This is a genomic window from Candidatus Binataceae bacterium (assembly GCA_035508495.1).
Classification (GTDB): Bacteria; Desulfobacterota; Binatia; order Binatales; family Binataceae; genus JASHPB01.
The window spans coordinates 115,943-130,345 of record DATJMX010000021.1; the positions used below are offsets into that span (position 1 = coordinate 115,943).

Annotated in this window: 15 protein-coding genes; 11 read left to right on the plus strand and 4 right to left on the minus strand. The window is 59.9% G+C overall.

All coding sequences use genetic code 11. The features are described from left to right. Nucleotides 1–56: 56 nt before the first annotated feature. Nucleotides 57–1,838: a long-chain fatty acid--CoA ligase gene (locus VMA09_06850; protein HUA33305.1), complete on the minus strand. Its 1,782-nt coding sequence runs from the start codon at nt 1,836–1,838 to the stop codon at nt 57–59. Between the two features lie 426 nt (nt 1,839–2,264). On the opposite strand from VMA09_06850, the gene coxB reads away from it, so the two are divergent. The 10 genes from coxB (at nt 2,265) to VMA09_06900 (ending at nt 10,155) form a co-directional block, all read left to right on the plus strand. Then, nucleotides 2,265–2,930, plus strand: a complete 666-nt coding sequence (coxB, locus tag VMA09_06855) for a cytochrome c oxidase subunit II (protein HUA33306.1) — start codon at nt 2,265–2,267, stop codon at nt 2,928–2,930. A gap of 24 nt (nt 2,931–2,954) precedes the next feature. Next, nucleotides 2,955–4,709: a cbb3-type cytochrome c oxidase subunit I gene (locus tag VMA09_06860; protein HUA33307.1), complete on the plus strand. Its 1,755-nt coding sequence runs from the start codon at nt 2,955–2,957 to the stop codon at nt 4,707–4,709. An 18-nt stretch (nt 4,710–4,727) separates the two neighbouring features. Beyond that, complete coding sequence (locus tag VMA09_06865) at nt 4,728–5,717, plus strand: COX15/CtaA family protein (protein ID HUA33308.1); 990 nt, start codon at nt 4,728–4,730, stop codon at nt 5,715–5,717. Beyond that, nucleotides 5,714–6,619, plus strand: coding sequence for a heme o synthase (gene cyoE, locus VMA09_06870; GenBank protein HUA33309.1), 906 nt, complete (start codon nt 5,714–5,716; stop codon nt 6,617–6,619). The genes VMA09_06865 and cyoE overlap by 4 nt, the downstream gene beginning before the upstream one ends. Nucleotides 6,620–6,629: 10 nt before the next feature. Next, the gene (locus VMA09_06875; GenBank protein HUA33310.1) at nt 6,630–6,752 is read left to right on the plus strand and encodes a hypothetical protein; all 123 of its coding nucleotides are present in this window, start codon (nt 6,630–6,632) and stop codon (nt 6,750–6,752) included. A 3-nt stretch (nt 6,753–6,755) separates the two neighbouring features. Then, the gene (locus tag VMA09_06880; GenBank protein ID HUA33311.1) at nt 6,756–7,409 is read left to right on the plus strand and encodes a cytochrome c oxidase subunit 3; all 654 of its coding nucleotides are present in this window, start codon (nt 6,756–6,758) and stop codon (nt 7,407–7,409) included. A gap of 24 nt (nt 7,410–7,433) precedes the next feature. Continuing rightward, nucleotides 7,434–7,679: a hypothetical protein gene (locus VMA09_06885; protein ID HUA33312.1), complete on the plus strand. Its 246-nt coding sequence runs from the start codon at nt 7,434–7,436 to the stop codon at nt 7,677–7,679. A gap of 67 nt (nt 7,680–7,746) precedes the next feature. After that, on the plus strand, nt 7,747–8,367 hold the full coding sequence (locus tag VMA09_06890) for a heme-copper oxidase subunit III (protein HUA33313.1): 621 nt from the start codon (nt 7,747–7,749) through the stop codon (nt 8,365–8,367). A 24-nt stretch (nt 8,368–8,391) separates the two neighbouring features. Further along, nucleotides 8,392–8,781: a cytochrome C oxidase subunit IV family protein gene (locus VMA09_06895; GenBank protein ID HUA33314.1), complete on the plus strand. Its 390-nt coding sequence runs from the start codon at nt 8,392–8,394 to the stop codon at nt 8,779–8,781. A 414-nt stretch (nt 8,782–9,195) separates the two neighbouring features. Beyond that, on the plus strand, nt 9,196–10,155 hold the full coding sequence (locus tag VMA09_06900; GenBank protein ID HUA33315.1) for an aldo/keto reductase: 960 nt from the start codon (nt 9,196–9,198) through the stop codon (nt 10,153–10,155). On the opposite strand, the gene VMA09_06905 is transcribed toward VMA09_06900, so the two are convergent. Next, nucleotides 10,146–12,182, minus strand: a complete 2,037-nt coding sequence (locus VMA09_06905) for an Ig domain-containing protein (protein ID HUA33316.1) — start codon at nt 12,180–12,182, stop codon at nt 10,146–10,148. The two genes, VMA09_06900 and VMA09_06905, sit on opposite strands and share 10 nt — an antisense overlap. Nucleotides 12,183–12,484: 302 nt before the next feature. Between VMA09_06905 and VMA09_06910 the strand changes: the two genes are divergently transcribed. After that, a complete protein-coding gene (locus VMA09_06910) occupies nt 12,485–12,964 on the plus strand; it encodes a DUF420 domain-containing protein (protein HUA33317.1) in 480 nt (159 codons plus the stop codon). A gap of 63 nt (nt 12,965–13,027) precedes the next feature. Here VMA09_06910 and VMA09_06915 read toward each other — a convergent pair whose 3' ends face one another. Both VMA09_06915 and VMA09_06920 read right to left on the minus strand, forming a co-directional pair. Then, entirely contained in the window at nt 13,028–13,636 is a 609-nt protein-coding gene (locus VMA09_06915; GenBank protein ID HUA33318.1) for a glutathione S-transferase family protein, read from the minus strand. Between the two features lie 39 nt (nt 13,637–13,675). Further along, nucleotides 13,676–14,290: a glutathione S-transferase gene (locus VMA09_06920; GenBank protein ID HUA33319.1), complete on the minus strand. Its 615-nt coding sequence runs from the start codon at nt 14,288–14,290 to the stop codon at nt 13,676–13,678. Nucleotides 14,291–14,403: the final 113 nt, after the last annotated feature.

Below are 14,403 nucleotides of genomic sequence, written 5' to 3' on the forward strand. Positions count from 1 at the left end.
CTTACGGCAAATCTCCGGATTCGAGGCGGATGCGCACCGGAGGCGTGCGAGTCAGATCATTCGAATAGCTCGGCCACGGCGTCTCTGTAGTGCTGCGCGACCATTCGGCGGCGGATCTTTAGCGACGGGGTCAGCTCGCCGTTCTCCTGGGTGAAAGGTTGTGGCAGTATTTTGAATCTCACGACTGCCTCGACGTCGGAGACCTGCTTGTTTACCTCGTAGATGCGCTGCTGGACGAGTTTGCGCAGCGCGGGCGACTCGACGACCTCTTCGGGCGACCTGCCCGCGAGATCGTTTTGCTTGATGAAGTCGGCGAGCGCCTCGGTATCGAGCACGACAAGTGCGCCGAGATGCTTCTGACGATCGCCAAAGACACAGGCCTGCGCGATGAACTTGTCGTGCGTCAGCTTGTTCTCGACGTATGCCGGCGAGACGTTCTTGCCGCCCGACAGCACGATGATTTCTTTTTTGCGATCGGTGATCTTGATGTAGCCGTCCGAGTCGATGGTCGCGATATCGCCGGTGTGAAGCCATCCTTCGCTGTCGATGGTTTCGGCGGTGTCCTGATCGCGATGGAAATAACCCTTCATGATGTTCGGTCCGCGCAGCAGAAGCTCGCCATCGGCGGCGGTCTTCGCCTCGACGCGGCGCAGCGGTCGTCCGACAGTGCCGATCTTGTTGCGCCCGTGAAGATTCACCGATACGACCGGCGCCGCCTCAGTCAGGCCGTAGCCTTCGACGATCGGAACTTCGGCGGCAGAGAGGAAGCGATTGATATCGACCGGCAGGGGTGCACCGCCTGAGATCAGGTAGCGCAGCCGCGTGCCGAAGAGTCCACGCACGCGCTCGAACACTAGCTTGCGAAAGAGCGCCATCGGCAGCGCCAGATGCGGCGGGACCGCAGCGCCGCGCGCGCGATATTCCGCGGCGCGCGATCCTACGGCGATCGCGGCGTGGAACATTCGCTGACGAAACGCCGGCGATGAGTCGACCGTCTTCATCACGCGGCTATAGATGACTTCGAGCAGTCGCGGCACTGTGAGCACGACGGTGGGATTGATCTCCGTCAGATTCGATGCGATCTGCCCGAGCCCTTCGGCGTAGGCGATCGTGCCTGATGCCATCATCACGGTGTAATGACCCGCGGTGCGCTCGAACGAATGCGCGACGGGCAGGAACGACAGCGTCGTGTCGTTGCCGTTGAGACCCAGCGCGTCGAGCGAATCCTCGGCGTTGCTCAGCACGTTGCCATGCGTGAGCATCACGCCTTTGGAGGCGCCGGTCGTACCTGACGTGTAGATGAATGTCGCGAGATCCTCACGGCTGCCTTCGATCGGTGCGGCAGGAGCGCCGGAGCTGGCCGCCTCGATCGTGACTACCTGTGGACTACGGTTGAACGGCGCCGCCGGCGATGCGCCCGGATGACTTGCGACGATCGTCTTGAGTTGCGGCAGATTGGGCGCGAGGGCGAGGACCTTTTTCAACATCTCGTCGCCGTGCACCGCGACGATTTGCGTCCCGGAGTCATCGAGCACGTGCGCCGTCTCTTCGTTGCCGCTCGTCGTGTAGAGCGGCACGACCACTCCGCCGGCGCCGAGCACCGCTTGATCGACGATGACCCACTCGGGGCAGTTCTCGGCGAGGATCGCGATGCGATCGGCCGGCTTTACACCCATCGCGAGCAGACCGCCGCGCAGACGCGCCGCAGCGTCGGAAATTTCCGTCCACGAATGATCCCGCCAGGCCTTGCCCTCCTTGCTCTTGAGGAGAGGCCGCGGACCGAGCTTGCGCGCCTGGCGTTCAAACATCTCGGCCAGTGTGGCCACGGTTTCAGACATCAACGACTCTCCTCTGACCGGCGAACGCCAAGGCGTGTTCTAGCCCAAAGAAGCGTTCTCGCCAATCGCGATTCAGGCGAACATACACCAGAAAGACTGAGCCTCAGCTGATTGAATTGCTCATGTCAGGTTCTAAGATGGCGGAGCGCCGCCGGCTGAACACCGATTAACCGCGACGCCGCCGCATTTGTGGACCCAGTTTCTGAAATTACTTGAAAATGCTACCGAAATGTGGAGACATAGGCACCCAACGATGAAACGTGGCTCATACAAGTTGCGATATTTTTTCATTTCACGAGTCGCGTAGCTGATGTTCATAATCACGCCAGCTTTCAACGACGGATTTCGGTTCGCAGCGCGCATGAGTACGACTTATCCAGTCCAAGCTGCGATTGGCCGCGGGTCCAACGGGGCGGTGAGGGTCTAATGCTCGAGCATCTGTGGTTTCCACACGATATCTCCACTTTCGGTCCCCAGATCGATTGGCTCTTCGAGCTGATCTTCTGGATTGTCATGACCGTCTGGATCGCGACCATGATCACGATGGTGATCTTCCTGGTTCGCTACCGGACGCGGCCCGGACGCAAGGCCGAGTATATCGAAGGCAATTCGCGCCTCGAGATCATCTGGACGACGGTGACCGCCGTTATCATGGTCAGCCTCGCGTTCCTCAGCCGCTCGACCTGGGCGGATATCAAGGAGCACGGACCACCGGGGCAGGTCTTCTACAACGTCACCGCCAAGCAATTTAACTGGGAGATCACGTATCCGGGTCCCGACGGCAAGCTCGGCACCAAGGACGACGTCACGGTCGAGAACGAGATGCACGTGCCGGTGAACCAGGTCGTGCGTATCGACCTCACCTCGAAGGATGTAATCCACAGCTTCTTCGTCCCCAATCTCCGGCTAAAGCAGGACGCGGTTCCGGGCCGAATCATTCACGTATGGTTCGAGGCGACGGAGAAGGGAACTTACGAAATCCCGTGCGCCGAGCTCTGCGGCTTCGGCCATTCGGGCATGCTCGGTAACTTGACGGTCGAATCCGAAGAAGATTTCCAGAAGTATCTCAAGGACAAGTACTCCGGCCAGTAGGCGCGCGGAGAGGGGCATTCGAAGATGAGCAGCACGGCAGCGGTTGCGGTTCACGGCGCGCACGCGGAGCATCACGAGCACGGCTTCTGGCGCACCTACATTTTCTCGACCGATCACAAGATGATCGGGCGCCAGTTCCTGTTCATGGCGCTCTTCATGATGTCGATCGGCGGCTTGATGGCGATGCTGATGCGGTGGGAGCTGGCCTTTCCCGAAACCGCGGTTCCCGGGTTCAGCTGGGTTCCCGAGCCTTTCATGTATGAAGGCGCGATCCCGCCCAACACCTACAACGCGATGTTCACGATGCACGCGACCATCATGATCTTCTTCGTGGTCATGCCGATCCTGGTCGGATGCTTCGGCAACTTCCTGATCCCGCTGATGATCGGCGCGCGCGACATGGCGTTTCCGGTCCTCAACATGCTGTCATTCTGGGTGGGCTCGGTGGCCGGCGTGATCATGCTGTCGTCGTTCTTCGTGCCGGGCGGCCCGGCCGCGGCAGGATGGACATCGTACGCACCGCTGTCAGCGGTCCCCGTCTATACAGGTGTCGATTGGGGCCAGAATCTCTGGTGCATCAGCATCATTGTACTGGGCGTGTCGTCGCTGATGGGCTCGATTAATTACATCACCACGATCATCAACATGCGCACCAAGGGCATGTATTTCTTTCGCATGCCGCTGGTGATCTGGTCGCTCTTCATCACGGCGATCCTGCTGCTGCTGGCGCTGCCGGTGCTCACGACGGCGCTCGCGCTGCTGCTCTTCGATCGTCTTGGCGGCACCCACTTCTTTCTGCCCGCCGGTGGTGGCGAGCCGCTCCTCTGGCAGCATCTGTTCTGGTTCTTCGGCCATCCCGAGGTTTACATCATGATCCTGCCTGGGATGGGGATGGCGTCAGAGATTATTTCGGTATTCTCGCGCAAGCCGATCTTCGGCTACCGCGCGATGGCGTATGCGATGATCGCGATCGCGTTCCTGTCGTGGGTCGTCTGGGGCCATCACATGTTCCAGTCGGGCATGGATCCGGCGCTCGGCACGAGCTTCATGCTGACCACGATGGTGATCGCGGTGCCGTCGGCGATCAAAACCTTCAACTGGCTGGGCACCCTCTACAAGGGCAACATCCACTACACGGCGGCGATGCTGAACGCGCTGTCATTCGTCGCGATGTTCGTGATCGGCGGCCTGTCAGGGGTATGGATGGCCTGCACTCCGGTTGACATGTACATCCACGATACCTACTTCATCGTCGCGCACATCCATTACGTGCTGTTCGGCGGCAGTATCTTCGCGATATTCGGTGCGATCACGTACTGGTTTCCGAAAATGTTCGGCCGTATGATGAACGAGACGCTGGGCAAGATTCACTTCTGGATCACCTTCGTCGCGTTCAACTGCACGTTTTTCCCGATGCATATCCTGGGCATGGGCGGCCATATGCGGCGCATCTACAATCCGACCCAGTATGACTTCCTGAAGCCCCTGCAGCACATCAACGTGTTCATCTCCATCAGCGCATTCGTGCTGGGCGCGGCGCAGTTTATCTTCCTCGCCAATATCATCTACAGTCTCATCAAGGGCGAGAAGGCTACGGAGAACCCGTGGCACGCAAACACGCTCGAATGGACCACTCCCGTACATCCGGGACACGGCAACTGGCCTGGCCCGGTGCCGGTCGTTTATCGCGGTCCATACGAGTACAGCTCGCACGAAGTTGCGGAGGATTACCTGCCTCAATCGCGCGCTCTGCCGGAGGTTTCTGCGGCGGCTGATTGAGCGGACCGATTGGTTGAAATGGAACAGTCTCGATTAGCTGATCGTACCCCGTGCGCACTCCACCGCTTTGCGGTGCTGAGCGCGTGCGTAACTTTTTTCCTGATCTTCGTCGGCGGCTTGGTTACCTCGACGGGATCGGCGCTCGCCGTGCCTGATTGGCCGCTCGCGTTCGGCAAGCTCATTCCCTCATGGCAGGGCGGTATCCGCTTCGAGTTCGGGCATCGCCTCGTGGCGGCGACGGTCGTTGTTCTGACGCTCGCACTCATGCTCTGGGCCTCGCGAGCCGAGCCGCGTGGATGGGTCCGGCGCCTCGCATATATCGCGTTCGGGCTGGTCATCTTTCAGGCAGTACTCGGCGGTATCACGGTGCTGTTCGAGTTGCCGCTCCTGATCGCGGTCACCCATGCGGCGACTGCGCAGGCATTCGTCTGCCTGATGGTCTCGATCGCGCTGGTGACGAATCCGAATTGGGAAGATGCGCCGCGTCGCGAGGAACCGCCAGCCAGGATTCCGCTCGCGACTCTCGCTATCGTCACGACCGCGATCATCTATGTGCAGATACTGATCGGCGCGCTGATGCGGCATCTTGGTGCGGGTCTGGTGATTCCTGATTTCCCCCTGTCGTTCGGTCATCTCATTCCGCCCTACATCAACGAGTACATCGGGATTAACTTTGCGCATCGATGCGGCGCGGTCGTCGTTACGACGATGGTGCTGTGGACAGTGATTCGCGTGTTGCGGGTGCATACCAACAACACGCCGCTGCGGCATTCAGCGCTGTTGCTGCTCCTCCTGCTTGCGATGCAGATCTCGCTTGGCGCGCTGACGATCTGGACGGGTCGCGCTGTAATTCCGACGACCGCGCACGTGCTGGTCGGCGCGGGCGTGCTCGCGACGACGCTCACGATCGCGATTCGCGCGAGCCATCTGCTCGCACCGTCGAATCGCGCCGCGCGCAGTCATGCTCGCGCGATGGAAGCGATCACGAGCCACGGGGTGACGGCGTGAGCACCAAAGTCGTCGCCACCTCGCCGCCACTCACCGCCACGCACGGCGGTATCGCGGAGTACTACGAGCTAACCAAGCCGCGCATCGTGCTAATGGTCCTGGTGACGACGCTTGCCGGCTTTTACCTCGGCACACAGGGCGGATTCGACCTCGCGCTCGCCGCGAACCTGATGATTGGCACCGCACTCGCCGCCGGCGGAACGCTCGCGCTCAACCAGTACTTCGAGCGCGACATCGACGGCCTGATGGAACGCACCAGGCATCGCCCGCTGCCGTCGAATCGGATGCGGCCCATCGAGGCGTTGCTGTTCGGCTCGAATGCGACCGCGATTGGAATCGCATACCTGGCTTTCACGACTAATCTGCTCTGTGCTGGGGTGACTGCCGCGGTCACGATCGTTTACCTGGCAGCCTACACACCGCTGAAGCGCATCACCTGGATGTGCAACATCGTCGGCGCAATCCCCGGCGCACTCCCGCCTGTCGCAGGATGGGCCGCGGCCCGAGGCGGTTTTGCAATCGAGCCATTGACGTTGTTCGGCCTGATGTTCCTCTGGCAGTTGCCGCATACCTTCGCGGTGGCGCGGCTTTATCGAACCGACTACGCGCGCGCGAATATCCACCTGCTTCCTGAGAACACTGCGCGCGGTGGCAATCCCTCCAATCCAGTTGTGATCGCCGCGTCGCTCGGACTTGTCTCGCTCGCAGTGATTCCAACGCTGATGGGATTCGCCGGCGTGCCCTACATGCTAGTCGCGGGCGCACTCGGCCTCGCGATGCTGACGCTCGGGATCATCATGGTGCGGCGGCCGCTCGATCTGACCGCCTCGCGTCGCGTGCTGCTGTTTTCGATCGTGTATCTGCCGACGGTTCTGCTCGTGCTGGTGCTCGACAGGCTTTGAGAGTGAAGCGATGGCGACGTTAGTTACGCGCGAGGAAGCTCGCGAAGAAAATCGGAGGGTGCTGAAAATCCTGATCGGCGTGATGATCGCCTTGGCCACGGTGGCCTTTGTCACGATCATCCTGAAGCACTAAGAGATGGCAGCAGAATTGGCAGCAAAAATACGCCCGATCGGTTCCGCAGTTTTGCGGCGGAATCGCACGTCCGGCGGTGGTAGCGATCTGGAAACGACCGAGCGGCCGTTCATCAGCAACGGCATGCTCGCGGTGCTGATGGTTATCGCGTCGGAGGTCATGCTGTTCAGCGGATTTATCGGGTCGTTCCTGATATTCCGCCTCTCGGCGCCGTTCTGGCCGCCGCCCGCATTGCCGCGCCTGCCGATCGAGATCACCTGGATCAACACCGGCGTGCTCCTGACCAGCGCAGTCACGATGTTCATGGCGGTGCGCGCGGTGCATCAAAATCGCCAGCGCCTGTTGCGTCAGTGGCTGGTCATCACCGGCATCCTCGGCGTGACCTTTCTCGCGGTACAGGGATCGGAATGGGTCAGGCTCGTAGCGCACGGCCTGCGACTCACCAGCGGCACTTACGGCGCGACTTTCTACACTCTGATCGGACTGCACGGCGCGCACGTCACGGCCGGCGTCGTATGGCTGTGCGGGGTCGTCGCGGCCGCCATCGGGGGCCGCTACAACGCGCGCAACGCCGCCGGCGTCGAGCTGTGCGCCGTGTATTGGTATTTCGTTTGTGCGATTTGGCCGCTTTTGTTCGTGCTCGTTTACCTTATGTAGATGAGAAGATTCGGAGGAACGGAGATGAAGAAACTCGGAGCATATATCGGGGCCGCAGTCGGAACCGCGATTGCCGCGGCGCCGCAAATCGCCAATGCTTGCGCGATGTGCGGGCTGTCGCCCGGAGATCACGCGATCCACGCCTACAACACCAGCGTCCTTTTCATGCTCTCCGCCCCATACGTGACCTTCGCCGTCTTCGGCAGCATCATGTTTTTCGCATGGCGGCGCTCGCGGCGCGATTCGCAGGCGGAGGCGTCCAAGCGCTGAGAATTGTGACTAACGGTCTGCGCGCGCGCAGGCCCTCAACCTTTGTTCCTCTACGGGGATGGTAGCGATGAGCGAGGCCGCAGCTCTCGAACACGGACACGGCGTCGAACAGCTCGATCAGCACGAGCCGTCGTTAACGCCAGATACTTCAGGCAAGCTCGGGATGTGGTCGTTCCTGGCGGCCGACGCGATGACCTTTGGCGCCGGTATCGCGGCGTATGGTGCGCTGCGCATCAACAACATCAACTGGCCTGAACCCGCCCAGTTCCTTGGCATCACTACCACCGCGATCATGACGTTCATCCTCATTTGCTCGAGCGTGACGATGGTCGAGGCGTTGTCGGGCATCCAGCGCGGCAATCAAGGCAAGTTCAAGACTTTCATGTTCCTGACGATCGTCGGTGGCGCGACCTTTCTTGGGATGCAGGCCTTCGAATGGCATCACTTGCTCGAAATCAAGGGCATGTCGATAAAGCGCGACCTGTTCGACGCGACGTTTTTCATCCTCACCGGATTTCACGGCTGCCACGTCTTCGGCGGCGTCGTTTACAACAGCGTGCTCTGGATCCGCGGCCTGATGGGCAAGCTGCCGCAGGAAAAGGCGAAATTAGTCGAGATCGCCGGCCTCTACTGGCACTTCGTTGACCTGGTGTGGATTCTGATCTTCACCTTCATCTACCTGATCTAGGCGCGGCGCAGAGGAGAAACGACAATGGCTACACAAGCAGTTGCCGGACACGCGGTGGCGCACGAAGAACCGAACTACATCGCAATCTTCATCTACCTCTCGGTGCTCACCGGAATCGAACTGGTAATTTACGCGCTCGGTTTGCCGAAGGTGATGAAGGTCAGCCTGCTGGTCGCGCTCGCCTGGGCCAAAGCAGTAATGGTCGCGATGTACTTCATGCATCTGGCGATGGAGCGCAAGGGTCTCTGGATTATCGCGATTACGCCGGTAGTCCTGGTCACGTTCCTGTGCTTCATGCTGCTGCCCGATCTGACGACCCGGCTGTGGACGCACTACGACCATCGCATCAAGGTGACGAATCCAGCGATGGAAGGTGCCAATCCGGTCGCGCCTGCGCCCGAAGCTGCACCGTAATCGCAAACACACAAGCTCGAACGTAAAAAGGCGGGAGCGTTTCGCTCTCGCCTTTTTTTTCTCTGGTTGGTTGCGCAAGCCAATAGCCTCTCCCCGCGGCTGCAACCTCTGGTTGCCGCCGCGAATCGGGCGAGGCCGCAGTCCGATTCACGATCTGAATCGGACTGCGGGTGAGGGCGAAGTTCCACAGACGCTTGCAATGCAGGTTTCTTACCATCGCGACGAGGCCATCGCACTACAACTTCGGGCGTTGAACCTCTCCCTTACCCTCTCCTAGGATGAGGAGAGGGAACCCAGCCAGGCCTCAGGGTTAATAACTACGAGTCAAGCTGCGTTCGTGGAGAGGAGCGTCCGGATTTAGTGACGAGGAGAAAATTTATTGCGCTTGCGGCGCGACTTGGTGCACTTGGAACTTTGGCGGCCAGCAAAGTCTGGGCGGCGATCGCGCCCGGCGGGGAAATGCAGTATCGAACGCTCGGCCGCACCGGGGCGAAAGTCTCCATCATCGGCCTCGGCGGATATCACATCGGTGAGCCGCCCGATCCCAATTATGGAATCAGGATTATTCGCAGCGCCATCGACAACGGCGTTACCTTCATGGACAACTCCTGGGATTACCATCTCGGCGAGAGCGAGCGCCGCATGGGAATTGCGCTCCGCGACGGCTATCGGCAGAAAGTCTTTCTTATGACGAAGATCGATGGCCGCAAGGCCGCGACCGTCGAATGGCAGTTCGATGAATGCCTGAAACGATTACAAACTGACTATGTCGATCTGCTGCAGATTCACGAAGTGATACGCGATACCGATCCCGACATGGTATTTGGCAAGGGCGGCGCGATAGAAGCACTGCTGCGCCTTAAGAAAGCCGGCAAAACCAGGTTCATCGGCTTCACCGGTCACAAGACGCCTAGCATGCTGCTCAAGATGATTCGTCTCGCCGATCAATATGGCGTGACGTTCGACACGGTACAGATGCCGCTCAATGTCATGGACGCTCACTATGATAGTTTCCAGCGGGAAGTGCTGCCGGTCGCACTCGAAAAGAATATGGGCGTGATCGGGATGAAAGCATTCGGCGACAACTTCATTCTGCAGAGCAATACGGTGACACCGATCGAGGCGTTGCACTATACGATGAACTTGCCGATCAGCACGCTCGTGACGGGAATTGACTGGATGTCGTTTCTGGATCAGGCACTCGAAGCGGCGCACACCTTCCGTCCGATGAGTAAGGAGCAGGTCGCTGTGATTCTCGCTAAAACCCAGGAAGCCGCGCTCGAAGGAAAATACGAATACTACAAGACGCGCGACACCTTCGACGGCACCTCACGCAATCTCGGATGGTGTGACTATCCGCATCCTCACGGATGATGATTGGGCTTGAACGAAATCGCAGTCACATTCGGAGGAGGCTTCGGAGCGGCTGATGCGACCGCAGGTTCGCGAGTAGCCATTACCGAAGTCTCGGCAGACTTGCCGCTCTCGTTGATGGCCGTCACGCGGACTGAGAAATTCCCCGGCTTGTTATAGCTGCCGAAGATGATTCCCTGTCGCGGGTCGAGCTGCAACCCGGCTGGCAGCCCGCGAGCTTCGAAGCGCGTCGGGGCGTTTGTCGCGCCGACCTGGCAGAAGACCGATGGGCCTGATGCGCAGGTGGTCTGCGTCAACACAACCGGCGCCTTTCCTCCGGCCGGCGCGTCGATGCCGCTGTTGCCCTTGAAGATCGATTGCAGTGCGTAATATCCCGCGCGCGGCGTGAGCTCATCCGCCCCGCCGTTGAGCCATGCCGCGCTGCCCGCCGCAGTGAGTACAGGATCGGTCGATGCCCCGGCGCCACTTCCTTCACAGGTGGTCGAAGCCGGCGGCGCAGCTATCGCGCATTGTTGCAATCGCGCGGGGCTGACGTTAGTCGACAGCAGGCCGAACCACTCTTCATCCCAAAAGGATGAGAAGCCGTGTCCTTCCTCGCCGAATGGAAACTTGAATGTCAGGGTTGTTGTGTCGTGCGTCGCCCAGCTCGCCGGATTGCGCTGATCCTCTTTCCACCATTCGTCCTGCAATTCGAATATATATCCGCCAGCCAACACTCCACCGTTCAAAACTGAGATTTTCGAATCGGGTCCATAAATATCGTTGCCAATTTGCTGAATGAGTTTCGCAGTTCGATATCCACTGGCGCCGTGAAACTCGCCTGGCATTCCGCGGTCGACATTCACCCACTCGGGATTCGGCGGATGCGGCGGCTGACCCTCGCGTGTGCGAACTGACGCCGGTGCTCCCCATTCAGTTAGCAACAGTGGCTTGGGCTCGGGATTAGGAGCCGCATCGTAGTGGTTCGCGCCTTGTGTATAGTAGCCATCGACTACCCAGTGCTTGAAATTGGCAGCGTCCTCGGTTTCGGGCTTGCGATAGGAATTGAATCCCCAGACATCGAGTGAGTAAACGTCGGCGGGATACGCGGGGCGCCGATGCGGCGAAACGCAGTTGGTGCCGGGATGCGCGCCGTTCATGTCGACGCATACCGGGATCGTCGGCGAGCCTGGTTTCGCGGCGGCGAGGTTCTTGAACTTGACGAGCTGCCGCAGCAGCATCGGCCGCTCGGGGTGGGGATAGTCCTCGAACGCGCTCATCGTTAGTTTGCCGGGCGCATATCGCTTTACGATCGCGCCGAGCGAGTCGAGATAATTCCAGTACTCGATGAACCTGTCGGTGCCACGATCGAACGGCAGGTTGGTCTCATTGCCGATCGCAAACCCAAGAACCGCAGGATGATATCCGTACCGTTTCGCTAGCCACTTCGTGGTCTTGGCGAGAAAGATTTGCTCGTCGTGCCATTGCTTCGAGTCAAAATTGGCTGAAGCGAAGCCGGTCCATGGATCGACTGAGATTCCGATCACGACATAGATCGGATTCTTGCCGTTGTTCCAACACAGATCGAGGAATTGATCGCCACCGTCGTGAGCAGGGTAGGCGGCGAAGCCAGCGGGAGTGCTGTCATCTCCGAAACGGATTCGCGGCCCGACGCTCCAATCCAAATCTCGCCACTTCGAGTAATCCGCCGGTGTTTGTGGCGCCCACTTCCACCACGCGTAAGTGCGGATACTGTTGGCGCCGAGCTGCCGAATCCATCCGTCGGGCAGATGCAGGTTCGAGTCGTTGTAGGTCGAGCCCCACACGTCACGCGTCCAGATCAACTCATAGGTGAGATGCGAAGGGTCGCCCCAGAAATAATCGCTGGAGGGACCAACCTTCGACGAATCGTTTATCGGCCGCGGCGAGTAATCGACGCCTTTGACCATGAAAGGCGCGGGATGGCCGTGATCGATCGCGAGCAGGATCGTTTTGTGATCGCTCGCCACGCTCCAGGTCGTGCTCGAAGTCGCTGGCGGCAGAAGCATCTCCGCTCCGGCATCGTGCGCAAAGAGCGCGCACGCTAACACCGCCAGCATGGCGAGGCCGGTGATTCCGCCACGCAGGCAGGAAGCAAAAGATGTCCAACTCAAATGGCGGAAACCCCTGATTCGCGCGGTCTCGAGCCTTCATCAAAGCGCGCAGCGAACAGTTAAGCAGTTACCACCAGGTGGAACAATAATGGATCGGTCGCCAGCGCATGATGAGTCGTTAACCCGGCGGCCTACGCCAATGCGGTACTGGCGGCGCGCGCCGGCGGACATTATTCTCTGGGGCTGAGGTCCGATTTGTGTTTGACTATCGATCCCTGGCGCCGCTTAACGCGATCTTGAACGGCAGCGCGACCGTGCTGCTGCTTGCGGGCTTCGTGTTCATCAAGCAGAAGCGCGTCGCGGCCCATCGCGCTTGCATGATCGCCGCCTTGATGATGTCGGCGCTATTTCTGACTTCGTACCTGATTTTCCACTATCACGTGGGCGACGTGCGCTTCAGCGGGCAGGGCGCGATTCGTCCGGTCTATTTCGCGATTTTGATCCCGCACATCATCCTGGCCGGCGTGATCGTTCCGCTCGTTATCGGCACAATCTGGCTCGCGCTGCGCGGCCGCTTCATGCGTCATCGCCGAATCGCGCGATGGACCTGGCCGCTCTGGATGTACGTGTCGGTCACCGGCGTGATTATTTATCTCCTGCTCTATCGCGTCTTCACGCCGATCTGGCCGCCGACCGCCGCGCCGGTCGCCGTCGCCGCCTCATCGAGTAGCCGCTAAAAGGAAGCGGCGACGCCGTCCGGCATCGCCGCGTCAAATTCGCAATTGGTCTTGATCCGATCGTCACGCCTTGGCGCTGGGACGAGCCGACACTGCCGCATGCCATCGCGCGAGGTTCTTCTGCTCGGGCTGGATCCTGATCTGCGTCGTGCGACCGAAGTCGATGCCGATGAGCGCCGTGATGTCGGCGATCGTGTAGCGGTTGCCCGCGATAAACTCGCGGTTAGCAAGCTCCTGGTCGAGCCATTCGAGGCGTTTGATCACGGCCGCGTGGCAGACCTCGCCATATTCCCTGACCTGCGGGATGCGGCCCTTGAAAAAGTCGCTGGTGTTGCGAAATGCGCCCGCGGCCATGCCCAGGACCTCGAACTCCATGCGCCGGTTCCACATTTCGACGACCGCCTGCTCCTTGGCGTCCTTGCCCATCAGGTTGGGCTCGGGATGGAGCACTTCGAAGTAGCGGCAAATCGCGACCGACTCTGCGATGTGCGTGCCGTCGTCGAGCTCGAGCACCGGCAACCCGCCCATCGGATTGATCTTCAGGAATTCGGGTTTGCGATTCTCTGCCGCGCCGATATTGACCTGCACGGTGGGAACGCTGACGCCTTTTTCGGCCAGGAACACGCGCACGCGCCGAGGGTTTGGAGCCTGGGTAAATTCGTAGAGTTTCATAGATCGACTACCTCGATAAATTTTTCGCGGAGTTGAAATTCAAGCCTTGGCGCTGGGGCGGCTCGATACCGCCTGGTGCCATCGAGCGATTTCCTTGAGCGCGGGATCGAGCTGGAGCCCCGCGTTCTGTTTCCCGAACTCGATCGCGACGAGCGCGGTGATATCGGCGATCGTGTAGCGCGGGCCGGCGATGAATTCTTTCCCTTTGAGTTGCGCGTCGAAGACGGCGAGTGTTTGCTGCGCGGTGGCGAGTTGCTTAGCGCCGTATTCCGGGAACTGCTGGCCGATGACCGGCGCGATTATCGGATTGGTGTTTTGAAACGCGCGCCCGATGGAGCCAAAGAGACTCAGTTCCGCGCGCCGCTGCCACATCTCGATCAACGCCTGCTCGCGGAAATCCTTTCCCATCAGATTCGGCTCGGGATGCAGGCCTTCGAGGTAGCGGCAAATCGCGACGGACTCCGCAAGATAGCTGCCGTCATCGAGTTCCAGCAGTGGGATTCCGCCGAACGGATTTTTCTTCAGGAACTCGGGCGTGCGCCCGGCGCCCTTGAGAATCTCGAGCTGTTCGAGCGGAACTTTGATTCCCTTCTCCGCCATGAAGATGCGCAGGCGGCGAGGGTTGGGAGCTCCTGGAAAATCGTAAAGTTTCATGACGGTTGCAAATTAAAACTAATCCGCAGCCATCGTCAAGTTTGAAAAGACAAGCGGCAGTCTCGGCGATTTCGCCGCGGCCGCCGCATAAAAAAATTTGAGTGAGGGGATTT